Source organism: Deinococcus sp. Arct2-2, assembly GCF_004801315.1.
GTDB lineage: Bacteria > Deinococcota > Deinococci > Deinococcales > Deinococcaceae > Deinococcus.
The window spans coordinates 17,249-40,668 of sequence record NZ_SSNW01000040.1; the positions used below are offsets into that span (position 1 = coordinate 17,249).

Annotated in this window: 22 protein-coding genes; 14 read left to right on the forward strand and 8 right to left on the reverse strand. The window is 62.6% G+C overall.

Features of this window, described 5'->3' with window-relative positions; genetic code table 11:
* Window position 1 precedes the first annotated feature (1 nt).
* Window positions 2-460 carry a DHCW motif cupin fold protein gene (locus E7T06_RS15405; RefSeq protein ID WP_240741098.1) on the reverse strand — a complete coding sequence of 153 codons (459 nt, stop codon included), beginning with the start codon at window positions 458-460 and terminating at the stop codon, window positions 2-4.
* A gap of 630 nt (window positions 461-1,090) precedes the next feature.
* On the opposite strand from E7T06_RS15405, the gene rho reads away from it, so the two are divergent.
* The 5 genes from rho to pdxT all read left to right on the forward strand — a co-directional run bounded on the left by rho (window position 1,091) and on the right by pdxT (window position 6,034).
* Window positions 1,091-2,371 (forward strand): transcription termination factor Rho, encoded by a 1,281-nt coding sequence (rho, locus tag E7T06_RS15410; protein WP_136366664.1) that lies wholly within the window; start codon window positions 1,091-1,093, stop codon window positions 2,369-2,371.
* A gap of 114 nt (window positions 2,372-2,485) precedes the next feature.
* Window positions 2,486-3,889, forward strand: a complete 1,404-nt coding sequence (locus tag E7T06_RS15415; protein WP_240741099.1) for a peptidoglycan DD-metalloendopeptidase family protein — start codon at window positions 2,486-2,488, stop codon at window positions 3,887-3,889.
* On the forward strand, window positions 3,886-4,329 hold the full coding sequence (locus E7T06_RS15420; protein ID WP_136366666.1) for a response regulator: 444 nt from the start codon (window positions 3,886-3,888) through the stop codon (window positions 4,327-4,329). The genes E7T06_RS15415 and E7T06_RS15420 overlap by 4 nt, the downstream gene beginning before the upstream one ends.
* Before the next feature lie 87 nt (window positions 4,330-4,416).
* On the forward strand, window positions 4,417-5,307 hold the full coding sequence (pdxS, locus tag E7T06_RS15425) for a pyridoxal 5'-phosphate synthase lyase subunit PdxS (protein WP_136366667.1): 891 nt from the start codon (window positions 4,417-4,419) through the stop codon (window positions 5,305-5,307).
* A 118-nt stretch (window positions 5,308-5,425) separates the two neighbouring features.
* The gene (pdxT, locus tag E7T06_RS15430; RefSeq protein ID WP_136366668.1) at window positions 5,426-6,034 is read left to right on the forward strand and encodes a pyridoxal 5'-phosphate synthase glutaminase subunit PdxT; all 609 of its coding nucleotides are present in this window, start codon (window positions 5,426-5,428) and stop codon (window positions 6,032-6,034) included.
* A gap of 69 nt (window positions 6,035-6,103) precedes the next feature.
* Here pdxT and E7T06_RS15435 read toward each other — a convergent pair whose 3' ends face one another.
* From E7T06_RS15435 to E7T06_RS15450, 4 genes are read right to left on the reverse strand one after another with little or no spacing between them, the layout of a single operon-like run.
* A complete protein-coding gene (locus E7T06_RS15435) occupies window positions 6,104-7,312 on the reverse strand; it encodes a Gfo/Idh/MocA family oxidoreductase (RefSeq protein WP_168733574.1) in 1,209 nt (402 codons plus the stop codon).
* Window positions 7,309-8,343, reverse strand: a complete 1,035-nt coding sequence (locus E7T06_RS15440; RefSeq protein WP_240741100.1) for a dipeptide epimerase — start codon at window positions 8,341-8,343, stop codon at window positions 7,309-7,311. The genes E7T06_RS15435 and E7T06_RS15440 overlap by 4 nt, the downstream gene beginning before the upstream one ends.
* Entirely contained in the window at window positions 8,331-9,206 is an 876-nt protein-coding gene (locus E7T06_RS15445) for a C40 family peptidase (RefSeq protein WP_136366670.1), read from the reverse strand. The genes E7T06_RS15440 and E7T06_RS15445 overlap by 13 nt, the downstream gene beginning before the upstream one ends.
* Before the next feature lie 56 nt (window positions 9,207-9,262).
* Complete coding sequence (locus E7T06_RS15450) at window positions 9,263-10,246, reverse strand: membrane dipeptidase (RefSeq protein WP_136366671.1); 984 nt, start codon at window positions 10,244-10,246, stop codon at window positions 9,263-9,265.
* 80 nt (window positions 10,247-10,326) lie between these two features.
* On the opposite strand from E7T06_RS15450, the gene E7T06_RS15455 reads away from it, so the two are divergent.
* The 3 genes from E7T06_RS15455 to E7T06_RS15465 all read left to right on the forward strand — a co-directional run bounded on the left by E7T06_RS15455 (window position 10,327) and on the right by E7T06_RS15465 (window position 13,194).
* Complete coding sequence (locus tag E7T06_RS15455) at window positions 10,327-11,073, forward strand: alpha/beta fold hydrolase (RefSeq protein WP_136366672.1); 747 nt, start codon at window positions 10,327-10,329, stop codon at window positions 11,071-11,073.
* A 41-nt stretch (window positions 11,074-11,114) separates the two neighbouring features.
* Window positions 11,115-11,873, forward strand: coding sequence for an alpha/beta hydrolase (locus E7T06_RS15460; protein ID WP_240741101.1), 759 nt, complete (start codon window positions 11,115-11,117; stop codon window positions 11,871-11,873).
* A 145-nt stretch (window positions 11,874-12,018) separates the two neighbouring features.
* On the forward strand, window positions 12,019-13,194 hold the full coding sequence (locus E7T06_RS15465) for an alanine--glyoxylate aminotransferase family protein (protein ID WP_136366674.1): 1,176 nt from the start codon (window positions 12,019-12,021) through the stop codon (window positions 13,192-13,194).
* A gap of 63 nt (window positions 13,195-13,257) precedes the next feature.
* Here E7T06_RS15465 and E7T06_RS15470 read toward each other — a convergent pair whose 3' ends face one another.
* Window positions 13,258-13,959, reverse strand: coding sequence for a metallophosphoesterase family protein (locus E7T06_RS15470; protein ID WP_136366675.1), 702 nt, complete (start codon window positions 13,957-13,959; stop codon window positions 13,258-13,260).
* Between the two features lie 86 nt (window positions 13,960-14,045).
* Window positions 14,046-14,792 (reverse strand): tetratricopeptide repeat protein, encoded by a 747-nt coding sequence (locus tag E7T06_RS15475; protein ID WP_205750955.1) that lies wholly within the window; start codon window positions 14,790-14,792, stop codon window positions 14,046-14,048.
* Between the two features lie 60 nt (window positions 14,793-14,852).
* Between E7T06_RS15475 and lnt the strand changes: the two genes are divergently transcribed.
* The 3 genes from lnt to E7T06_RS15490 all read left to right on the forward strand — a co-directional run bounded on the left by lnt (window position 14,853) and on the right by E7T06_RS15490 (window position 18,750).
* Entirely contained in the window at window positions 14,853-16,325 is a 1,473-nt protein-coding gene (gene lnt, locus E7T06_RS15480) for an apolipoprotein N-acyltransferase (RefSeq protein WP_168733575.1), read from the forward strand.
* Between the two features lie 534 nt (window positions 16,326-16,859).
* Window positions 16,860-17,843, forward strand: coding sequence for a site-specific integrase (locus tag E7T06_RS15485; RefSeq protein WP_136366676.1), 984 nt, complete (start codon window positions 16,860-16,862; stop codon window positions 17,841-17,843).
* A gap of 109 nt (window positions 17,844-17,952) precedes the next feature.
* Window positions 17,953-18,750, forward strand: a complete 798-nt coding sequence (locus E7T06_RS15490; RefSeq protein ID WP_136366677.1) for an amino acid ABC transporter ATP-binding protein — start codon at window positions 17,953-17,955, stop codon at window positions 18,748-18,750.
* A gap of 82 nt (window positions 18,751-18,832) precedes the next feature.
* On the opposite strand, the gene E7T06_RS15495 is transcribed toward E7T06_RS15490, so the two are convergent.
* Window positions 18,833-19,828, reverse strand: coding sequence for a diacylglycerol kinase family lipid kinase (locus tag E7T06_RS15495; protein ID WP_240741102.1), 996 nt, complete (start codon window positions 19,826-19,828; stop codon window positions 18,833-18,835).
* 36 nt (window positions 19,829-19,864) lie between these two features.
* On the opposite strand from E7T06_RS15495, the gene E7T06_RS15500 reads away from it, so the two are divergent.
* The 3 genes from E7T06_RS15500 (at window position 19,865) to aspS (ending at window position 23,410) form a co-directional block, all read left to right on the forward strand.
* Entirely contained in the window at window positions 19,865-20,251 is a 387-nt protein-coding gene (locus tag E7T06_RS15500) for a cell surface protein (protein WP_136366678.1), read from the forward strand.
* Window positions 20,252-20,369: 118 nt separating this feature from the next.
* Entirely contained in the window at window positions 20,370-21,668 is a 1,299-nt protein-coding gene (gene hisS / locus E7T06_RS15505; protein WP_136366679.1) for a histidine--tRNA ligase, read from the forward strand.
* The gene (gene aspS / locus E7T06_RS15510; RefSeq protein ID WP_168733576.1) at window positions 21,668-23,410 is read left to right on the forward strand and encodes an aspartate--tRNA ligase; all 1,743 of its coding nucleotides are present in this window, start codon (window positions 21,668-21,670) and stop codon (window positions 23,408-23,410) included. Before hisS ends, aspS begins: the two co-directional genes overlap by 1 nt.
* The last annotated feature ends 10 nt before the right edge of the window (window positions 23,411-23,420 follow it).

The window sequence follows — 23,420 nt, forward strand, 5'->3', positions numbered from 1 at the left end:
GTCAATCCACGATAAACAACCTCGCGCCCGCTTCCCCCGTGCTGGACCGGTGGGCCTCTGCGCCGTCGGCCACCTGATAGCTCATGCCTGCGCGGAGGGTAAAGGTGCGGCCATCTTCCAGCTCGGTCAGCAACTCGCCTTCCAGCACAAGCAGCACATGGCCTTTGCTGCACCAATGATCGGCCAGATAACCGGGGCTGTACTCCACGCAGCGCACCCGCGTCTTGTTCTCGGCTGGGCCAAAATACTGCGTGCGCCACGTCGCCGCCCCCCGTTTGCCGGGGTGGTGCGTGGGGGCAACGGTAGCCCAGTCGGTCACGCCAAACGGAATATCGGTGAGTTGCATACGGAAACCTCGCAGAGATGAGGGGAAGGCGGGCACAAAAAAGACGGCACGCCACAGCGGAAAATGCTGGGACGCGCCGCCTGTACAGTCTGCTGCGGTTGTGCGTGGTACCACCCAACTTCACTCCAACCCTCTTTAGAAAAAAGCATGGGAGTCTCGTTGCGGCCCTCTGTCGGGGGGGTGTCCGGGGCGGTCTAGTCGGCCTTTATGGGCCTTTCTTCGCCCAGCGCGGCGGGAGATCTTCGGTGGGTGCGGCTGGCATCAGGCTTTCACCGTCCCTGATTCGCTGTGGCTGCCCTGCACTCCCTACTGGCCCGACGTTCGCTGTGTGTTGTGGCCTCAACTCACGCGGGAGCCGGGGCAATGCTCATGGTAGGGCGGCATGATGGCAGCGGTCAATGCGTCATATGACAGAGTACCGTCTATACAGCCCATTACCAGACATTTACAGACCCCCCGTCCCACTTGTGGGTATGCTAGGGCTTACGGAAGAACAAGCAGTGGTGTGCCGTCCCAAAAGCGTTGGCCTCCCGCCTTGTTTTGTCTTCCGCTTGCCGCACCGTCCCTTGCCGCCTTCCGCTACTGACGACTTGGTCATGGATTCCTGAACAAGTTGCGTTTACAATTCCCTATAGGGAGTGAGAACATGAAATTTTTTACAGACACGGCGGTGTTTTCGGAGAGGAAGACCGCTTATTTTACCGAGGATGGTCAGAGTGAGCGGTTAGGACAGGAGCGGCGACCATGACCGACGTTCAGTCTCAGCCCGCCCTGCCGTTTCACGAGCTTCAGCAAAAAATATTGCCCGAACTGCACCTGATTGCCGCTGAATACGGCATAGAAAATTACCGCAAGCTGAAAAAAGATGCCTTGTCGCTGGCTATCATGGAGCGACAAGCCGAACGAGACGGGCAAGTGTTGGCACGCGGAATTCTGGAAATCAGCGCCGATGGGTACGGCTTCTTGCAGTCCGATCTGCTCGACCCGGCCTCGCGTTCCGTGCTGGTCACGGCGGGCGTCATCAAGCAGTTTCATTTGCGAACCGGCGACGAGGTCATAGGCCGCGCCCGCAAGCCGCGTGAAAACGAACGCTACGGCTCGCTGATTCAGGTAGAAGCCGTCAACGGCCTCGACCCGGAAGCCGCCCGCCGCCGTCCGCGCTTCGACGATCTCACGCCTACCTTCCCCGACATTCAGCTGGTCTTGGAAGAACCCGGCACCGACGACGGCCTCAGCCTGCGCGTCGTGGATCTGCTCGTTCCAATTGGCCGGGGCCAGCGTGCATTGATCGTCGCGCCGCCCAAAGCAGGCAAGACCACGCTGCTGAAAAAGATCGCCAATTCCATCGTCCGCAACTACCCCGACGTGACCGTAATGGTGCTCCTCGTAGATGAGCGCCCCGAAGAAGTGACCGATTTCCGCGAAAGCGTGCAGGGCGCACAGGTGATCGCCTCTACCTTCGACGAGCCGCCGCAGCACCATGTGCGCGTGGCCGAATTCGTGCACGAACGCGCCCGCCGCATCGTCGAGGAAGGCGGCCACGTCGTCATTCTGCTCGATTCCATCACGCGCCTTGCCCGCGCCAACAACCTCGTCACGCCTCCCACCGGGCGCACCCTCTCGGGCGGCTTAGATTCCAACGCCCTTCACTGGCCCAAACGCTTTTTGGGCGCGGCCCGCAACATCCGCGAGGGCGGCAGCCTAACGATCTTGGCGACAGCACTCGTCGAAACTGGATCGCGCATGGACGACGTGATCTTCGAGGAATTCAAGGGCACCGGCAATGCCGAACTCGTGTTGTCTCGCCGCCTCGAAGAACGCCGCATCTTTCCGGCTATGGACATCCTGAAGTCGGGCACGCGCCGCGAAGAACTGCTGCTTCAGCCTGAAGTCTTGAAAAAGATGTGGCTGATGCGGAAAGTCATCAGCGATATGGATCCTGCCGACGCCATGGAAATGCTGCTGGGGCGCATGGGCAAAACGCGCAACAACGTCGAATTCTTGCAAGCTTTGGCAGGCGGCTAATTCCCTGCCTGTGCCGACCTTGCCTGTGCCCAGCTTGCTTGTGCTGACCCTGCCTTCTTTCCCGCCGCCTGCGTCCCGTGTGGTCAGGCGGCCACCCATGACCGGAGTTTGTTAGTGCCTGACTGTTTCCGCCCCTTCCCGGCCTCTCGCGCCCGCCTCCTGAACGCCCTGAGCTTGACCCTCCTTGCCGCAACGTGGTCTAGCCCTGCCCACGCCGCGCCGCTCCTGCCTGATCCCGCCGCACTGCTTCAACCCGCCCCTGCCGTGCGCCTAGAACGTGTTTCCGCAGCTCCCACCGTGCTGATCGTGACCGACACCCGCCAAACCTCGGCGGCAGTGGCCCGGCGCTACGGTGTGCCCGCAGACGCCGTCGATCTGTTGCCCACCAAAGAACCGGGCGTGCGAGTGCGCCGCGTCAAATTGCCCGCCGAAGATTCCGCCGCCGTGCCCGTGCGCCCCGCATCGGTGATCGACTACACGGTGCGGCCCGGCGAAACCCTTGATTCGGTGGCCCGCCGCCACCGCCTGAGTCTCGTCGAACTGCTGGGCGCAAACTTAGAGCGCGAAAGCTTGGATGACCTGAAAGTGGGCGAAACCGTGCGGATTCCCACCGCCCAAACAGGCGTCCTCGTTCGCATCAAGCCCGGTCAGACGGCCCTGTCTCTGATCGCAGGCTACGGCGCAGACCTTCAGGCCACCGCGCAGGCCAACGGCGTGCTGCCCACCGAACTCGGCGTGGAAGACGAACTGCTGTTGCCCGGCATCTTGGCCGAAAGCTTTCACGAGCAACTCGTAGAGCGCCGTGAGAACGAGGAAAAGGCCGAAGCCGACGCCCGCATCTTGGCCCAGTACACCCGCTTTACCCAGTGGAAAAAAGACCGCGAACGCGCCAGCCTAGAAGCAAAATACGCCCAGCAAGCCAAATACGAAGCTTTCCTTGCTTGGAAGACCAGCCCGGAGCGTCAGCGCACCATCGCGGCCTACCAGCGTCAAGTGCAATATGAAGCCGCCGAAGCCGCCCGCCGCACCCGTGAACGGGAAGCCCAGCGCGAGGCCGCTGCCAACCGCGCCGCCGCAACCACGGCTGTCTCAAGTTCCAACATAGGCCGCGACGTGCCCGGCACGCGGGTCACGGCGGGCGGCGGCCTCGCGTGGCCCATGCGCTCCTACCGCATCACCAGCCGTTACGGAGAGCGCGATATCGCCTTCCACCGGCAAGTCTTCCACGGCGGTGTGGACTTGGCGGCCCCGGCAGGCACGCCCATTTACGCGGCGTCTAGTGGCACGGTCACCCAAAGCGGCTACGGCGATTACGGCCTGAATGTGTTCACCAACAGCGGCAATTCCACGCTGGTCTACGGCCACATGAGCCGCACCGCCGTCTCTGCGGGACAACCGGTTTCACGCGGCCAACTGATCGGCTACGTGGGCTGCTCGGGCATCTGCACCGGGCCACACCTGCACTTTGAAATCCGGCTGGGCGGGCAAACTGTCGATCCGTTGGCGCTCCTGCCATGACCCAGCCCGGCGAGGAAAGCGCACCCCTGCACCTGCTCGTGGTGGACGACGAGGCCCAGATTCTGGAGCTGCTCGACCTAACCCTTACCATGAGCGGTTTCCTCGTGACCACCGCCCGCAGCGGCCCAGACGCGCTGGCGTTGGCCCAAGCTCGGTTGGTACAATCTCAATCGTTGCAGTCGCAGATGTTCGACGTGGTAGTGCTCGACATCCTGATGACCCCTTGGGACGGCTTCGAAACAGTGCGCCAGTTGCACGCCGCGCTCGGTGCCGCCTTGCCGCCCGTCGTGTTCTTGTCCGGCCTCAACCGCGCCGCACAGGTGCCTGATCTCGCCGGAGCCTTGATCGCCGCTTACCTCATCAAACCTTTCCGGCCCTCGCAACTCGTGGAAGTCATCGGTCAGGTGGCCCGCGCTGCCCGAGATCGTCATCTAGATTGACAGCGCAGCCCAACTGGTCAGACTGACCCCATTTTCTTCCCTCATCTGGCCCTATCATTGGGGTCAGATTTTCTTTACGCTCTGTTCATGACCGATTCTCAAACCGGAACCCCCCAGATCAAGCAGGGCTTTGCCCAGATGTTCAAGGGCGGCGTCATCATGGATGTGGTGACCGCCGATCAGGCCCGCATTGCCGAAGCCGCTGGAGCGACTGCCGTGATGGCGCTGGAGCGCGTGCCCGCCGACATCCGCAAAGACGGCGGCGTGGCCCGCATGAGCGACCCCTCCATGATCAAGGAAATCATCGGCGCGGTCACGATTCCCGTGATGGCCAAAGCCCGCATCGGCCACATCGTGGAAGCCCAGATTTTGCAGGCGCTCGGCGTCGATTTTATCGATGAATCCGAGGTGCTGACCCCCGCCGACGACCAGTTCCATATTCTCAAGCACGGCTTTAAAGTGCCGTTCGTGTGCGGAGCAAAGAACCTCGGAGAAGCCCTGCGCCGCATCGGGGAAGGGGCCAGCATGATCCGCACCAAGGGCGAGGCCGGAACCGGCAACGTCATTGAGGCCGTGCGCCACGCCCGCACCATTCTGGGCGAAATCCGCGCCATCCAGACACGCCCGCCCGAAGAACTGATGACGGTGGCCCGTGACCTTCAGGCTCCCTACGACCTGATTCAGTACGTCCATGCGCACGGCAAACTGCCTGTCGTCAACTTCGCTGCGGGCGGCATCGCCACTCCCGCCGACGCCGCCCTGATGATGCACCTCGGCCTAGACGGCGTGTTCGTGGGCAGCGGCATCTTCAAGAGCGACAACCCCGAGCGCCGCGCCCACGCCATCGTGAAGGCCGTGACCCACTTCGACAACCCCGACATGCTGGCCGAAATCAGCGAAAACCTCGGCGCACCCATGACGGGCATCAACATCGACGACCTGATCCCCGCCGAGCGTCTGGCTTCTCGCGGCTGGTAAGTAAGGGTGCCGTTCAGCTCCGGCTGAACCCGGAAGGTCATCTGAATCACCCCACCATTCACCACCCGAACAGGGGAGACGGCCACCACCGTTCTCCCCCTTCCCATGAGGTGTTTTTATGACTCAACCCCAACTCGGCGTCCTCGCCCTGCAAGGCGCATTCCGCGAACACCGCCAACGCCTTGAAACTTTGGGCGCAAGCGTCAAAGAAGTCCGCTTGCCCGCCGACTTGCACGGCCTTTCCGGTCTGATCATTCCCGGCGGCGAAAGCACCACGATGGCCCGCCTGATGACCGACTACGCCCTCTGGCAGCCCGTCCGGGACTTCTATGCACGCGGCGGCGCAATTTGGGGCACCTGTGCCGGAGCCATTTTGCTGGCCCGAGAAATCAACGGCGCACCACCTCAATTCGGCGCACAGGACAGCCTTAGCCTGATGGACATTCGCGTTCGCCGCAATGCCTTCGGGCGGCAGGTGGATTCCTTCACGACGCCGCTAACCGTGACCGGATTAGAGCAGCCCTTCCCCGCCGTGTTCATTCGCGCCCCAGTTATCGAAAGTGTGGGAGAAGACGTAGACGTGCTGGCCCAGCATGACGGCCAAGTCGTTGTGGCCCGCCAAGGCCGCTTATTGGCGAGTTCATTTCACCCTGAACTCACGCCTGACCCGCGCTTACACGATCTTTTCTTAGGATTGGTGCAGTCGGCCATTCCCGCAGGCGCATGAAATTTGACTGAAAATCAAACAAATCATTCACGACCTAGATTTATCGTGAATGATTTCACTTATTCCCATTCAACCCAACCGCTCAATTGTTGCGCTCAACCGCGCCCGCTCTGCCGCAAACGCCATCCGGTGGGAATCCAGCGACTCGGCCAATGGGGTAGGCGGCGCAGCCTCACGCCGCAAGTACGCCAGCCACCCGGCCACCAAGCCCACGTCACCGCCACCGTGAGTGCCCGCCGCGTCTACCACCCAGCGATCCACTTCACCCGTGCGGAAGTCGTGGAGTTCCAGTTCGCCCCGTTCCATCTGCCCGCGCAGTTCGCCGTGCGTGCCCAGCAGTTTCAGCGTGCGCCTATTGTTGTGCGTAAATGCGCTGACGGTGAGTTGGGCGATCACGCCGTTGGCAAACGTTACGGTCACGGCCTGATGGTCTGCGACGTTGTTGCCGCCGCCGTACACGCAGCGGCCATACGGCCCGTATGTCAAAGCGTCGGCCAACGAGACGCCGCCCGCCGTGAGGACGGTCACGGGCCACGCTGCCGGATCGCGCCCGCCGTAAATGGTACAGGCATCATACGGACACGCCAGCACCGCACACGTCACGCAGCGGGCTGAGGCTTCCGCCGGAGCATCCTCGGGCCGGAAATGATGAAGCCCGCCTTCACTGGACACCCGCACTGGCGGCGCACCCGCGAACCAGCGCAGCAAGTCCAGATCATGCCCACTTTTAGCCAGTACAAACGGCGCGGCGGACGGACTACAGCGCCAGTTGCCCCGCACATACGAATGCGCGTAGTGCCAGTAAGCGACATTCTCCGCGTGTACGATGCCCACCAGTCGCCCCAGTCGCCCCGAATCCAGCACGGCCCGCACCGCACCAAAAAATGCGGTGGCCCGCAAGACATGACAGACCGTGACCCGCCCCGCAGACGCCGCTTCTGCCGCCAGCAACTGCTCTAAATCGGATTCCTGCAAGCAGATCGGCTTTTCCAGCAGCACGTCGTAGCCCAGTGCCAGAGCTTGCAGGCATGGCCCCATATGTGCATCGTCGGGTGTGGCGATCACCAGTGCATCGACCACTCGGCCCAGTGCAAAAAAAGCGTCGGCATCGGCAAAACAGGCATCCGCATTCAGCCCATGCCTTGCCGCGACTTCGGCCAAGCGTGCAGGCCGCATGTCAACCAAATGCGTGATCCGTGCGCCCTGCGCCGCCAGATGCCGAGCGTACACATCCGCGCCCCGGTTGCCGCAGCCGAGGACGGCGATGGTTGGACTCACGCCCGCGTCACGCCCCAGCCCACGCCAGTCGGCCTCCCCACTGTTCCGGCTTGCCAGTCCAGCCCCGTATAAGGGTCATCGGCTAATAATAACGCCCCGTCCAAGTCGGCCCAGTCACACGCGCCCGCCAAATGTGCCGCCGCCGCAATCCCCAGCGAGCTTTCGATCATGCAGCCCATCATGACCTGTAGGCCGTGCGTGCGGGCCAGCCTCAGCGCACGCAACGCTTGCAATGGCCCCCCCAGTTTCGCCAATTTCAGGTTCACACCGTCAAAGGCCGCCGCCAACGCGGGCACGTCCGACACATGGTGCAAGCTCTCGTCGGCCACGATAGGCACGCGGGACACCGCACGCAGCGCGGCGTGACCCTCCAAATCGCCCGCCGCGAGGGGTTGCTCCAGCAGTTCTACGCGGGCCGCGTCCAACACGCCCAGCACCCGCTTCGCCTGCGGGCGCGTCCACACGGCGTTGGCGTCTACCCGCAGGGCCACATCAGGCGCTTCTTCGCGGAGGGCTTCCACGATTTTTTGATCTCGGTCCGTTCCCAGCTTCACCTTCAAAATGCCGTGCCCGCGCCCTACGGCTTCCCGTGCCTGCCGCCGCATCTCGGGCAACTCGGCCAGACTGACCGTATAACTGCTTTCGGGAATCGGCGCAGGGGAGAGGCCCAGCAGCCGCCACACCGGAAGCCCCGCACGGCGGGCGCACCACTCCAGCGCGGCCATTTCCAACGCACATTTGGCACTCGGATGATGAAACGGCATGAGGGCCGTGAGGCGGGAATGCAACCCGTCCCAGTCCCAAGGATCATCAGAAACAGCCCCCGCCAGCAGCGGCAATACCGCTTCCACCGTCCCCCGCGTTTCGCCGTAAAAAGCGTTGGGCGCGGCCTCGCCCTGCCCGGTCACGCCCTCAGAGGAGAGGCTGACGAAGGTACGCGGATAGACCGAATGCGTCCAGCGGGCAATCCCGAACGGCTGCGCGGTCTGAAGTTCCAGCGTTTCCCACGTGACCTGAATCAACCGTTCCACCGCCCGAAGCCCGTGCAACTCGCTGCCAACCTCGCGCCGTACTCACCCTCCCCAAACGTTTCTACCGTGACCCGCATATGCGTCGCGTTGGCGTGTACCATGCGCCGCTCGTCCAGCATGAGGCCCACATGTCCGGGGAAAAAAGCCAAATCCCCCCGCATCGGCTCGTTCACTCCCGTCAGTTCCTCTTGCTGCAAGTCGGCGTCACGCGGAATGGCCCGCCCGAAGGCTGCATAAGCCAACTGCGACAGCCCGGAACAATCCAGCCCCCAAGCCGAACGCCCGCCCCAGATATACGGCGTGTCCAGAAAACGCAGGGCAAAGTCAGCCACATCACCCTCTGACACAGCCAAAAAGCAGACCGCCTGCACCCACGCCGCCGCACCGTCCGGCAGCAGCACGGGCCGCCACACCCGCCCGCCTTCGGTCACGTTCTCACCACTCCCCAGCACCACTGCCGCCCCGAAACACAGCTCGGCCACTACAGGCGCACTGACCTTTGGCCGGGCATACGCATGAGCGCGTAAAGCCGTGACCGTCAGTGTTTCCCCGGCGGATAAGCTGTCCAGCACACCGTTCGACTGCACCCAGCCCGGATAGCCGTCATGCCCGGTCTTGACCCATGCCCAGTCTTCACCCTTCAGCAGTACCGACACCGCTTCACCCGGCAAAACCTCACTGACCTGCTCGGCCCCCTTATCTGGCGCGGCCCGCAAGCTCAGCCGTGCATTCGCCCAACCCGCTTGAGGCGTCAGCCAGCGCCAATCCGCACCTTCCAACTGGCCTTGCAAGCTTGTTTCAGCCAATCGGCGTTCGGGATCGTAGGCGTGTAGGCGCGGGTCTATGGTGGGAAGAGCAGTCATAGCCTCAGCCTAAAGCATAGAGGCTGTGGGTGATGGGCAAACCATGTTTCACGGTGTTACAAATACTGCGTCATCCACCGCGCCCAATTGCCCCCCAGCACCCCGGCCCGTACCTCCGCTGGCAACACGTCCACACTGCCCGGAATATCCCGGTAGGCATCCACTCCCCCCGGACACTTCTCCTGCCCAAATCCACCGTCTAAGTCGGTGCCAAGTGCCACCCGATCCCATCCGATTAGGCCAGCGTAGTGCTGAGCGTGATCGGCCAAGCGGCTCAGGGGAGGACGCGGATCGCCGTCCTGCCAGCCGTCCTGCAAGAACTTGGACGGGTAGACCAGCCCGATCACGCCGTCTTTGTCGGCAATGGCGCGGGCCATGTCGTCGGTCAGGTGCCTGTTTCCGGCCACAACATGTCGGCTGTTGGCGTGCGTGGCGATCATGCGTGGGTGCAACTCTGCCGCGTCCCAAAAGCTGGCGTCGTCCAGATGCGAGGCGTCCAACGCAAGATCCATCGACGCCATTGCCGAAACCAATTCCCGTCCGGCATCGGTCAGAGGGCCGGGCGCTTCCGTGCCGCCCGCGTACCGGGTGCGGCCCCATGCCGGGCCAATCACCCGCACGCCCGCCGCCGCCCAGAACGCCAGATCATCCACATCCCGCACCGGGTCAGCGCCTTCCATCAGCAGCACGACTCCCACAGGTGCGTCAGCAGAGGCCAAATGTGCGGCCACCTCCGCGCCCGTCCGCAATAACCGCAAGTATCCGCCGTCTTCCCAGCGCCGGTACTGCTCCAGTTGCCCCAGCGCCTGCCGCCGCGCCCCCACGTGATCCTCGTAACCATCCGGACTCTCCACCGTTTTGGGCAAGGCAAACAGCGTGCCGAAGCACACGCGCAGGCCCGCCGCCCCCATCTCCGAAAAGGTCACGGTGGCCGTTTCACCCGCCACCGGATCGCTGCGCCGCAAGTCCTCCAGCGGCAAGGTCAAGTCCCGCCCCAGCGCGGCGTTGAAGGCCAAGTCCAGATGTCCGTCGATCAGCATAGGCGACATTGTAGGCCGCTCACCCGGCCCGAACTTCCGCGAATCTTGACCCTCCACCCCGGCCCACCGTCCATCACGCTATGCTGCCCCGCGTGCGCTCCCTCCAGTTCCGACATGGTTTAGCCACGCTGCGCTACGACGCGGCAGGCAATGGTGAGCCGGTGGTGCTGATTCACGGCCTCAGCGGTTCGGGCCGTTGGTGGCGGCACAATGTCCCCGTGTTCTCTCAGTCTCACCGCGTCTTTGTCCTTGACCTCGCCGGATACGGCGGCGCACGGCGGCAGCGTTCCCTCGGCGTGCGTGAAGACGCGGCCCTGATCGCCGCGTGGCTGGACAACCAAAACCTACATGACGTGACCCTGATCGGCCACAGCATGGGCGGCCATATCGCCCTGCATGTGGCGGCCCTGCGTCCCGTGCGGGTCAAGAATCTGGTCTTGGCCTGTGCCAGCGGCCTCTTGGACGGTCATCCGGTGCGGGTGGCCCTCAAGTTGCCGCGTGCGGTGGTCACGGGCCGCAAATCGTTCGTGCCGCGCATTCTGCTGGACGCCGCCCGCGCGGGCCTGCCAAACATGTGGCGCAGCACCGTTCATCTACTGGGAGACAATATTTTAGATGTGCTGCCCGGCCTGAATGTCCGGACACTGGTCATCTGGGGCGCACGCGACGCCCTTGTTCCTGTCCGGCTGGGCCGTGCGCTGGCCGCCGCCATTCCCGGCGCACGCTACGAAGAAATCGCGGGGGCAGGCCACGTAGTCATGGTAGACGCCCCCGAGTGGTTCAACTCGCTGGTACTGGACTTTTTGCGCGAAGGCACGGCTCAGTGACACTTGAAGCCTCACACCCCGGCCAATCACACTTCACCCGCGTGAACGGCCTGCATACTCACGCTTGGGTACGGGGCAGCGGCCCCCCGCTGGTGCTGGTGCCGGGACTGGGCTGCGCGTCATGGATGTATGTGCGCGTGTCCCGCGAACTGGCCCGCGAGCGCACCGTGTACGTGTACGACCCGCCCGGTCACGGCTTCAGCGAGGGCCGCCGCGATTATCCGCGCAACATCGAAGACCTGACCGATCATTTGGCGAAGTGGCTCGTGGAATGCGGCCTGAACTGTGCGCCGCTGTTCGGGCATTCGCTGGGCGGCGAAGTCATTTTTGATCTGGCGGCCCGCTATCCCACCTGCACGTCGGCGCTGATCGCCTGCGCCCCCACCGGCATTCCCGAAAACCCCAGTGTGACCATGCAGTTCCTGCGCCTGCTGCGTGACCTGCCGCACGAGCGCTTGCCCCTGCTGTTGCCCGCCCTGAGCGCCTATTCCACCAGCGGCCCCGCGCTGATGCTGAGGCTGGCTACCGACCAGAGCCAGCACGACACCGGCCCGATCTTGAAGAAGGTGCGCGTGCCCACGCTGCTGCTGGACGGCGATCTGGACTACGTGATCCGCTCTTGGACAGTACGCGACCTGCGCCGCGCCATTCCCGACGCCCTCGTGAAAACCGTGCCCGGCGGAACCCACGCCCTCACCGATTCGCACCCCAAAACGGTGGCCCGCTACACGCTAGATTTCCTGAAGCTCGTGGAAGCCCACGCCCAGCGCGGAGAACCCGGAGCGGTCTTTCCGGCATAGGATCAAGGGTGAAAGGGGCGATTGGCAGTGCGTTTGGATCGCCGTCGACACTTTAACGCAATTAAATTGCTCTACCCTACCCGCCTAGCCAACCCCACGCAACAGCGTTGCTCAAGTGTCCCGCTCAAATGCTACACTCGGTCAAATGTTCGAGGACACCCACGACAACCACGTACTCCTAACGCCCGGCCCCACCCCGATTCATCCCCGCGCCCAAAAAGCCATGATGCGCGGGATGCTTGGGCACATGGATCCCGAAGTCTTCGCCCTGAACCGCGAAATTCAGGCCGACCTGCGCGTGATGTACGGCACCGAACCCGAAGCCTTCACGGCACTCTTGGCGGGCACGGGCAGCCTCGGCATGGAGGCGGGCTTTGCGAATCTGGTGGAAAAGGGCGACGAAATTCTGGTCTGCGCCAACGGCAGCTTCGGGCGGCGCATGGCTGAAATGGCCGCCCGCTACGGCGCTCACGTGCGGCTGGTGACGGCACCGCTGGGTGAAGCCATCAAGCCCGAAGACGTGGCCGCACACTTGGACGGCGTAGCGATGGTAGCCGTCGTTCACGGCGAAACGAGTACCGGTGTGCTGAATCCTGTGCCCGAAATTGCCAAGCTGGTACGCGGCAGCGGCGTGCTGCTCACCGTAGACGCCGTAACGACGGCTGGAATGGAACCCTTCCATATGCAGGACTGGGGCGTAGACTACGCCTACACAGGCGCACAAAAATGCCTGTCGGCCCCGCCCGGACTCGCGCCCATTGCCATCAGCGAACGCGCCTTTGCCCGCTACGCCGCACGCCGCACGCCTACGCCGCTGTGGTACTGCGACTTCGAGGGCCTGCGCGACTACTGGGTGGAGCATACCTACCACCACACCATTCCCGTGAACTTGCACTACGCTTTTCACGCCGCCCTGCAAGCCGCGCTGGAAGAAGGTCTAGACGCCCGAAAACTGCGGGTGCAGCAGCTTGGGCAGGTCATCACGCGCACCCTCGCGCCGCTGGGGTTCTCACACTATGTTCGCCGCCCCGAAGACCGCTTGCCCACCGTGCTGGCCCTGCGCCTGCCCGCTGGCATGGACGACAGCGCCGTGCGCTTGGCCCTCCGCGCCCGCGAAATCAGCGTGACAGGCGGCCTCGGCCCCACCGCTGGCGTGATCTGGCGACTGGGCCTGATGGGAGAAGCGGCCCGCCCCGCGCCGTACCGCGCCTTGATGGTGGCCCTGCAAGACCTGTTGGGCGCACCCGGTTTGGTGGCCCGCTACGAAGAGGAACTGGAAGTGGCGGGCTTGGTGGGGGAGAAGCAAAGCGTGCTGGTCTAGATTTCAAACCACAAGAAAGAGGCATCTGCACACGCGGACGCCTCTTTCTTCTTCTCCCACTGCCTACATTTTCCCCGTGCGAATCACATCCGCGATCACAGGCGGCAGGTTCCACGCCATGATGTCGAACGCGCTTGACGCAAAATCATACGTGACCTTGTGCAGCGACACTTTCGGTCTGCGGCCCACACAGTCCACAATCGCCACATCTGCCCCCGGCTCGTGGTTCAGGCTGAGGCCCACGCTGCCCGGATCGAGAAAAGTGGTGTCTCCAATCACGCGCACAAACGGTACATGCGAGCCGCCCACCACGACCACGCGTGAGCTGAGACTGTCGGCCAACGCTTCCAGCTCCCGCTCCTGCGCCATCAGGTCTATGCGGTCTTCGGGATTGTGCGGCGAGCCGTGAAAGAAGCGCACCCGGCCCACCGGGGTCATAATTCGGCCACCGGGCGGCAAACGGCGCAGGTAGTCGTTTTGCTCCGGCGTCAACATTTTGCGCGTCCAGACTAACACCTGATCGGCCACGCCTTTTCGCTCGGCACGTTCTCCAAGCTCCATCGACACGCGCATGTCGCTGCTGCCGAGGCCCGTGGCCCAGCCCTCGCGGCGCACAAAGTCGATGACCGGGCCGGGGCTTGCGCCGTAGCCCACCAGATCACCCACCACGATCACCTGATTGACAATATTTTCCGATAAAAACCGTTTCACGGATGTCAGCGCGTGAATGTTGGCATGCAGGTCACTGATAAACGCGATTCTCAAGGTCTGTTTATCCTAGCAGCCCAGCAGCGCGGCGCGGCAGCAAACCCCCCAAAGGGGGCGAGGTGGGGTGTGGGCAGGAGCAACTGTTAATCAGAAGTCTCCAGCAATGCCCCCGCATACCGCGCCGCCGAGCGGTTGTAGCGCGGCAACGTCTGAGCCAACGCTGTGAGCGCAACCGCCAAGGCCTCCCGTTCACGGCCCAAGTCGGCCAGCGTCAGGGCCAGAAAAATTGCTACCGCCCCATCCAAGGCATCCGACGGCTGCCCCGCTTCGGTAGAGAGCAACACCAACGCTTCCTCGGTTTGCCCCGCCTGCCGAAGCGAACTCGCCCGCTGAATCACGGCCCTCCGGCGGCGTTCATGTGGCAATCCAGCGGCCAGAGCTTCCCGGTAGCGGTTATAGGGCGAGAGTGTCTGAACTAAGGCCGTTTGCGCCACGGCCAAGCCTTCCCGTTCACGCCCCAAGTCAGCCAGCGTGAGGGCTGTAAAAAGTGCAACTGCTCCGTCCAAAGCGTCGGATGGCTGGCCCGCTTCAGCCGTCAACAACGTCAACGCTTCCTCGGCCTGCCCCAAATTCCGGAGCGAACTGGCGAGCTGAATGACGGCGCGGCGTCGGCGCTCGCCCACGAGTCCAGCGGCCAAGGCTTCCCGGTACAGCGAGGCGGCCTGCTGCGGATGTCCGGTGGAATCGAAGGCCGCACCGCGTTCGAACAGTCTGTCAGCGGGGGGAAGTCCTTCGGTTAGGGTCTGCATCTGAGCCAAAAAATCCGTGTCACTGACCTTCTCCAACTTCTCCCACAGTTCGGCCAAACTCGCTTCCAGAGCTCCAGTCATGCCCCAGTGTGCCGCATGCCTCCCTCCATGCTCACCCGCGCCCGCTTTACAATGCGCCCGATGCGTGTCTCGCCGTCCCTGCCTTCCATGTTGCTCGCCGCCCTGCTCGGAATGTTGCTGGCCCTCTGCGGCCTCCCGCTGGGCTGGAGTTTCCTCAGCTTCTTGCCGCTGGCCGCGCTGCTGGCGTTTGCCGCTCAGGGCCAAAGCGCCCGCAACGTGGCGGGCCGCGCCTTCTGGGCTGGCACCGCTTACAGCGCCGTGCATCTGGGGTGGCTCACCGCCTTTTTGGGCAAACTGTTCGGTTTTCCGCCCGCTGGTGTGCTGGCCTTCGCGCTGTTTGCCCTAGAAGGCGCATTTTTGGCGGGCATGGCGTGGCTGGTGGGCCGCCTGTTCCGGTCAAAGGGAGCGCGAGTCTGGGGGCTGGCGAGCGGCTGGGTGGTGCTGGAATGGCTGCGCTTCCTCGGGCCGCCCGCCTTTCCGTGGCCCACGCTGGGCTATACGCTGTTGCCCACGCCCGCTATTCAAATTGCCGATTTGGGCGGCGTGCTGCTGGGCAGTGTGCTGGTAGCGGCGACGGCGGCGGCGCTGGCCTGCTTCGTGGGAACCGTGCAGCAGCGGGAGGGAGGATGGGGGAGACGCCGCCCACTCCTGCTGATGGCGGCAGCGTGGGCCTTGTCGTTTGGGTATGGCCTCACGCGCACAGCGGGCAGCGGGCCAGAAACGCCGATGCTGCTACTCAGAACCACTATCGATTCCTTTGGCCGCGCCTCCCGCCGCCTGACCCCGCAAGATCAGTTCGACTTACAGGCCAACCTGACCCGCACCAACCGCCGCCCAAATGAAGTGGTGGTCTGGAGCGAGAGCAGCGTTCTAGACCCGGCCTTGCTGCCCGCCGTTCCCGCTGCTGGCATCTACGGCGTGAGCCAGATGCAACCCCGCCGCAACTCCGTTCGCGTTTGGGACGGGGGCAGCGTCACCTCCGAAACCGACAAGGCCCGCCCCGTTCCGTTCGGTGAATACTTTCCGTTCCGCCAACCCCTCGCCCCCGCATGGAGCCTGATCGAGCGCACGATCAACGTCTCGCTGGAAAGTGTGCCGCCCGCCAAAGTCGTGAATACACTCCAACTGAACGGCGTTCAGTACGGAGCATACGTTTGTTACGACAGTGTGTTTCCGTGGGTGGCCCGCGTCTTGGTCAGCAAAGGCGCACAAATTTTGGTGAACGTGTCAAATGACGGCTGGTACGACGGCTGGGGCGTGCAGCAGCACTTCATGATGGGACGTGTGCGGGCCATCGAAACGCGGCGCTACATCGTCCGGAGCGTGAACTACGGCATCGCCGCCGAAATTGATGACTTGGGGCGGCCCCTACAAACGCTGGGTTCAGGTCAAGGCGTCCTACACGCCCGCCCACTGCGTCTGACCGGGCAAACCTTATTTGTTCGCTTGGGCGACTGGCCCGCGCTGGGGTTGGCGGCGTTGATGTTAGTGTTCGCGGGGCTGATTGACCGGCGGTATCAGCGTAGGCTCTAGCAGAAGCGACGCTGAAAGCTGTAATACCGTGCTAGACGACTAAAAACACCCAAGCTCACAGGAAGGCTGTGAAGGGCCGCCGACGCAGGCTTGAGGGGGAATTGACCTGAGCATGAGGGCTGAGGCTATGACCCGCACCGCTTGAGCGGATACTCTTCGGGAATATAGTGACTCTGGCTCGGCATTCATCTCCGCTTCGCTGGGTGGTCTGTGCAGGCCTGACTCTGATCGTGGCACTGATCGTTTTTGGCCCATCGGTTGCGGCAAGTCAGATGCCCCGGCTCTGTCTGCAACAGGCCCAAAGGCAGTGGCTTGGAGTGGAATTGGTGTCTGGGACATATCGCCAGCAAGGTGACACGGCAAGCTTCGTCGTGCGCTCGCCTGAACCTTCTCACTTGCTTCGCCTGACCTGCACAATTGTTGCTCCGCAGTCTCCCGGAATCGGTAGATATCCCAGAGTGAACGTTGTGCAGAAATAATTCCTAGAGTCTCATCTCACCTCGCCGTTGATAAGGCTTGTTATCATCGGGTGGTATGTCCGACACTCCGACATCTGCCCCCGTCCTGTATTCCGGTGATCGCCTAACCCAAGCCCGCGCTTTTGCAGGACTCACCGACGAAGCCTTGCGCGTGCGGGCCATTCGCGCGGCCCGTGACAAAGACGCCGAAGACTTGTGGGCGCTGACCCTCGCCTGCCTGAGCAGCGATACCAGCGCGGGCGTGCGCGTCAGCCCCCATACGTTGCGGGCCTACAAAACGGGCGTGAAGGTGCTGCTGGAGCATGCCAGCGCCCATGCTTGGAACCTCACGCATCCGGGCCGCCGCGAACCTGCGTTGTATGTGGCGAGCCTCAGCGCGTCGGGTCTGAAGCCTGCCACCGTACAGGCCCGCGTTGCTGCGGCCTGCGCCCTGTACCGCGCCCTACGCTGGGCCGGGGCCACCGACGCCGATCCGTTTGGCGACGTGAAGCGCCCCAAAGACCGCACTAAAGGCATCGTGAAAAATCCCCCGTACCGCGCCGATTTTGTGCAGGCGATGCTGTCGGAGGCCGACGCACAGGAAGCAGTCTTGGTGCTCCTACTCACGCACGCGGGGCTGCGAATTGCCGAAGCACTAGCTGTGGAATGGGGCAACATCGACTTGCGGCGCAGGCGGCTACTGGTGGCGCACGGCAAGGGCGACAAGGCCCGGATCGTGCCGCTGAGTGCCAAGTTACGGGAAGCCTTGGAGGCTCTGAAGGCCGGAACGGTGTCTACGCCCACCAGTCGCCTGTTCACCTTTTCGGCGTATTCCAGCGCCTACGAGCGGCTGCAAAAGCTGGCGCTGAAATGCGGGCGCGAGCATGAGTTCCGGGGCTTCCACGCGGGGCGCAAGTACGCGGGCACGCAACTGTACGCCGCCGTCAAGGACTTTACGCGGGTGGCCGGATTCTTGGGCCATGAGCAGGTGGATACCACGCGGCGCTACGTGGAATTGCCCGAAGACGATCTGGATGAGGTGATGGAGGGCTTCGTCTGATCGGGGTCTTCCCCATCGGTGCTAGACACTTCACCGCGCCGCCGTTTGGCTGTGGCCTTACACTGACCCCAGAAACCGACAACGCCGTCTCATTTATTCTGGAGGAGTTATGACCGCCCAACCCAATCTGAACCAGCCCAACCTCAACAAGCAGGCAATCCCCCCCAAATCCGGCGATCCGATCATCAAGGCCGTCGATGTCCACAAGCATTTCGGCAGCTTTCATGCCCTGCGCGGGGTGAATATGTCGGTGCAGTCCGGGGAAGTGGTGGTCATTATCGGGCCGTCGGGCAGCGGCAAATCCACCTTTATTCGCACCATCAACCGTCTGGAGGCGCACGATCAGGGAACTATTGTCGTCGACGGGATGGAACTTAAAGACGGCCAGAACTTGGATGCGATTCGCCGGGAAGTCGGGATGGTATTTCAGAGCTTCAACCTCTTTCCCCATTTGACGGTGCTGCAAAACGTGTCGCTCGCGCCGATTCGGGTACGCAAGCAGCCCAAAGCGCAGGCCGAAGCACGGGCGATGGAGTTGCTGACGCGGGTGGGCATTGAGGAGCAGGCCTACAAATATCCGGCGCAGTTGTCGGGCGGGCAGCAACAACGAGTCGCCATTGCCCGCGCTTTGGCGATGGATCCCAAAGTCATGCTGTTCGACGAACCGACTTCAGCTCTTGATCCCGAAATGATCAAGGAAGTGCTGGACGTGATGAAGGGGCTGGCGGGCAGCGGCATGACCATGTTGTGTGTGACGCACGAAATGGGTTTTGCGCGGGAAGTCGCAGACCGGTTGGTGTTCTTCGATCAGGGCAACATTGTGGAAGACACCACGCCGGAGCAGTTTTATAACAACCCGCAGCACGAACGGGCCAAGGCGTTTTTGAGCAAGGTACTGGGCCACTAAAAGCGGCTTTGGGCTACGAAATAACAAAATAACAGCCGGGGCATAAAGCTTCCGGCTGTTCATCTTTTCCCACCTACCGCTCTTAAGTGTCCAAATCGCCTTTCTTGGCCCCTGTCAGGAACCGAATCGCTCCCGGTAGGATTTTGGCTGTAAAAGGCGTCGTTTCTTCATGCAGCTCGCCGTCGTATTGCAGCGGAAACGGTTCGTCCGATACCACGCTGACTGCCTTGGCTTCTACCGTCTCCAAATTGCCACTGAACAGGGGATCGCCCAGATTCAGCTTGGCCCGCACCGAGTCGATCAGGTTGGGCACGAGGCGCATGATGTTGCCCGCTTTCAGCAAAACCACCGTAAAGCGGCCATCGCTGGGGCTGATGTCGGTGGTGATCGGGAGGCGGTAGTTTGCCATACCAAAGTTCGCCACCATCACGCCGATGCCTTCAAACTCGCGCTTCTCGCCGTCCAGTACGAGGTGAAAGGTGGTCTTCTTGGGATTAAGCTGCTTCATGGCGCTCATCACGTAGGCCATCGCGCCAAATTTTTCTTTGAGTTCCTCGGAGTCGCGGATCATGGCGGCGTCGGCTCCGGCCCCGGCCAACATGGCAAAGCCGTGGGTCTCGCCGCGCACTTCCAGCTCTCCCAGATCCACCCGCACCGCATGTGCGCCCGCCACCACTTGCGCGAGGGCCAGCGGCGTGCGCGGCAAGTCCAGATTTTGGGCGATCAGGTTGGCCGTGCCTGCCGGGTACGCCAGCAGCGGCACATTCTTGTAGCGGCTGGCATAGGCGAGGCTGCTCACGGTGCCGTCACCTCCCGCGCCCACTACCACATCAAAATTGGCGATGTCTTCCACATAGCTGCTCATGGGCTTTTCGGGCACGAGTTCGCGCTCGGTCACGACTGCCCCCGCTGCCGTCAAAAGGGCGATAAAGGCGGGCAAATCGCTGTCGCCTTGGCCGCTTTTGGGGTTGAAGACCACCATCACCCGCTTACCGGCAAGGGGGGCGAGGGTGGCCTGATCTGCGTCAGAAAGTGCAGCAAACGTTGCCGCAGTGGGGGGGGTGATTTGACCGGTCATACAAGGCTCATTAGACTGCCCGCACGGAGGCTCTTTATGGCGCGTTTCTTGGTGGGTTCTTTACTGATGACTGGCCTGTTTCTTGGTTCGCTTTCTTCCTGTGCGCCGCGTCAACAAGCTGGCACGGAGCGGTTTGTTACGGTTGCGCCCGTGCTCTACAAAGTTTCCGCCCCCGTCGTTCGCGGCGGCACACTCACCGTTCAGGGACGTTCCTTAGGCGGCCCAGCCAGCGCCAAAATTCGGATGGGCGTGGCGTTCGATGGAAGCGGCGGTTTTGACTTGCCAGCCGCCGCTATTCAGACGTGGACGGCAGACGAAATCACCTTCACCGTGCCGTCTGATCTGCCTGCGGGCGGCGGCTACATCTTTATTCTGGTTGGAAACTCGAAGTCTAACGGCCTGCCTTACAGCATCGCCCAGTAAACTGAGAGCGTTGGGGGCGGCCTGCTGGTGCGGGGCCGCCCTCTCCCCTGCCCATTTTGCTGCTCTGCCATCACGCGGATTCATTCCCTGCCCGCCGCCCTGTAGACTCCGGGGCGTTATGGCGATTAACCGTCCGAAAGGTACCAATGACCTCTTACCGGAAGGCACTCCGGCCCTCAAAAGTTTTGCAAGCGCCTCGGCCCACGCTCATGTCACCACCATTGCCCGGAGTGTATTGGAGCGGGCTGGAGCGCAGTTTATAGCCACGCCCATTTTTGAAGATGCTGAACTGGTCAAGCGCGGCGTGGGCGGCAGCACCGATATTGTTCGCAAAGAGATGTTTACCGTGACCTACTTTGGCGATCATGGCGGATTTATTCTGCGGCCAGAAGGCACGGCGGGCATTGTTCGGGCTTATCTGCAAAATGGGCTGAAGCAGTTGCCCGCGCCGCTGAAGCTGTGGACACATGGCCCGATGTTCCGCGCTGAAAATGTGCAGGCTGGCCGTTATCGTCAGTTTCATCAGGTGGATTACGAGGTGCTGGGCAGTGCGGACGCGCTGGTAGATGCCGAAGCGATTGCCCTGATGGTGGACGTGGTGCGGGCGTTGGGGCTGACGGGTGTGCGCGTGAAGCTGGGGAGCATTGGCGATCCGGCAGACCGCGACAGCTACAACGACTACTTGCGCGGGCTGTTTACGCCGCAGCTAGAGCGCCTCTCGGACGACTCCAAAGACCGCCTGACCCGCAACCCGATGCGGATTCTGGACAGCAAGAGCGCGGAGGATCAGGCGCTTCTGCGGGAGCTGAATGTGCGGCCTATGCTTGACTTTTTAGGTGCTGAGGCGGCGGCGCACTTTGCAGAAGTGCAGGCTTATTTAGGTGCATGGGGCGTGGACTATGACCTTGACCCCAGCATCGTGCGCGGGCTGGATTACTACCGCCGCACGGCTTGGGAGCTGCACCACGAGGGCGTCGGCGCGAAGTCGGCCCTAGGCGGAGGGGGGCGCTATGACGGCCTCAGCGCACAGTTGGGTGGGCCGGAAGTGCCGGGCATCGGCTGGGCCTTTGGCATAGAACGGCTGCTGCTGGCGCTGGAAGCCGAGGGTGTGAGCCTGCCGGGAACGCCGGGGCCGCTGCTGTATTTGGCGGCGATGGATGCGGAGAATGTGGGCCTCGCCGCTCAAACCGCGCTGAGAGCGCGTGCGGTGGCGCGTGTGGAATTCGCTTACAAGGCCCAAAAACCCGGTAATGCCTTTAAGGATGCCGAGCGCCGCCGTGCCCGCTATGCTGCCGTCATCGGCACGGATGAAGCAGAGCGCCGCGTCCTGAACCTGAAGAATCTGGCGTCGGGCCAGCAGCGGGAAGTGTCGCTGGATGACTTGAACGCCGTACTGACCGAATTGGAGAACAACTGATGAAACGCACGGCAATGATTGGACAACTGAACGAAAAGCACGCTGAACAAACCGTCACGCTGCAAGGTTGGGTCAACCGCCGCCGCGATTTGGGCGGGCTGATTTTCATCGAATTGCGGGATCGCAGCGGCGTGGTGCAGGTACAAGTCGAACCCGATTCGGCGGCGTTTGCGGAGGCCGATAAGCTGCGGGGCGAGTACGTGGCCGAAATCGAGGGCGTATATCAGATGCGCCCCGAGAGCCAGCGCAAAGGCGGCATGGCTGATTTTGAAGTCATCGCTTCCCGTGTGAAGGTGCTGAACGCCGCCAAAACGCCCGCGTTCGAGCTGGACAAGGGCGACAGCGTTTCCGAGGATATCCGTCTGAAGTTCCGTTATCTGGATTTGCGGCGTCCTGAGATGCAGCGCAATCTGATGCTGAGAAGCAAGGCGGTGGCGTCGGTCACGCGCTTTTTGGACGCCGAGGGGTTTATTGCGGTAGAAACGCCGATGCTCACCAAGTCTACGCCGGAAGGGGCGCGTGACTTCTTGGTGCCCAGCCGCCTGAATCCGGGCGAATTTTACGCGCTGCCGCAGTCGCCTCAGCTGTTCAAGCAACTCTTGATGATCGCTGGATTTGACCGCTATTACCAGTTGGCCCGCTGTTTCCGTGACGAGGATTTGCGCGCAGACCGCCAGCCCGACTTCACGCAGCTCGATATGGAACTGAGCTTCGTGGAGCAGGAAGACGTGCTGGAGCTTCAGGAGCGTTTGTTGGCGTCGGTATTCCGCGACGTGTTGGACGTGGAATTGCCGCTGCCGTTTCCGCGTCTGTCGTATTTCGAGGCGATGGACAAATACGGCTCCGACAAGCCCGACTTGCGCTTCAATTCGGCGTTTGTAGACGTGACCGACCTGTTCGCAGGCGCCGCGTTTCAGGCGTTTGCCAGTGCGGGCAGCGTGAAAGTCATGGCCGCGCCGGAGCTGACGCGCAAGCAGATTGACGAGCTGGAGCGGGTAGCCAAACAACATGGAGCCAAAGGTTTGGCATGGCTCAAACGTGATGGTGACGGTTTTACAGGTGGGATTAGCAAGTTTGTGGGCGATCAAGCCGCCGAGCTGCTCTCACGCACGGGCGTCGCGGCGGGCGGCACTTTGCTGTTTGCGGCGGGCGACTGGCAGAAGGCAGTGACGGCGTTGGGTGCGGTGCGCTTGGCCTTGCGTGACCTGTTTGGGCTGGCGGCGGGTGGGCAATTCCACGTGTCTTGGGTCACCGAGTTTCCACAACTCGAGTACGACGAAGACAACGCCCGCTGGACGTACATGCATCACCCGTTCACCGCTCCGCATCCCGACGACATTCACCTGTTCGGCACCGAGCGGCAAGGCGAGATTCGCGCTCAGGCCTACGACTTGGTACTGAACGGGTTCGAGATCGGCGGCGGTAGCATCCGGATTCATGACCCTGCCGTGCAGGAAAAGATGTTCGCAGCGATTGGGTTCACGCCCGAGGAAGCCCACGCCCAGTTCGGCTTTTTTCTGGATGCGCTGGCGGCGGGCACCCCCCCGCACGGCGGCATCGCGTGGGGCTTTGACCGCCTGCTGATGGTGATGGCCGGAGCGCAAAGTATCCGTGAAGTCATCGCGTTTCCGAAGAATAACCGGGGCGCGGATTTGATGGCATTGGCTCCGGCAGCGGTGGACGCGGCGCAACTGGCGGAAGTAGGCGTTCAGGTGGCGGCGCGAGTTGAATCTGGATCGTGAAATTGTTGTT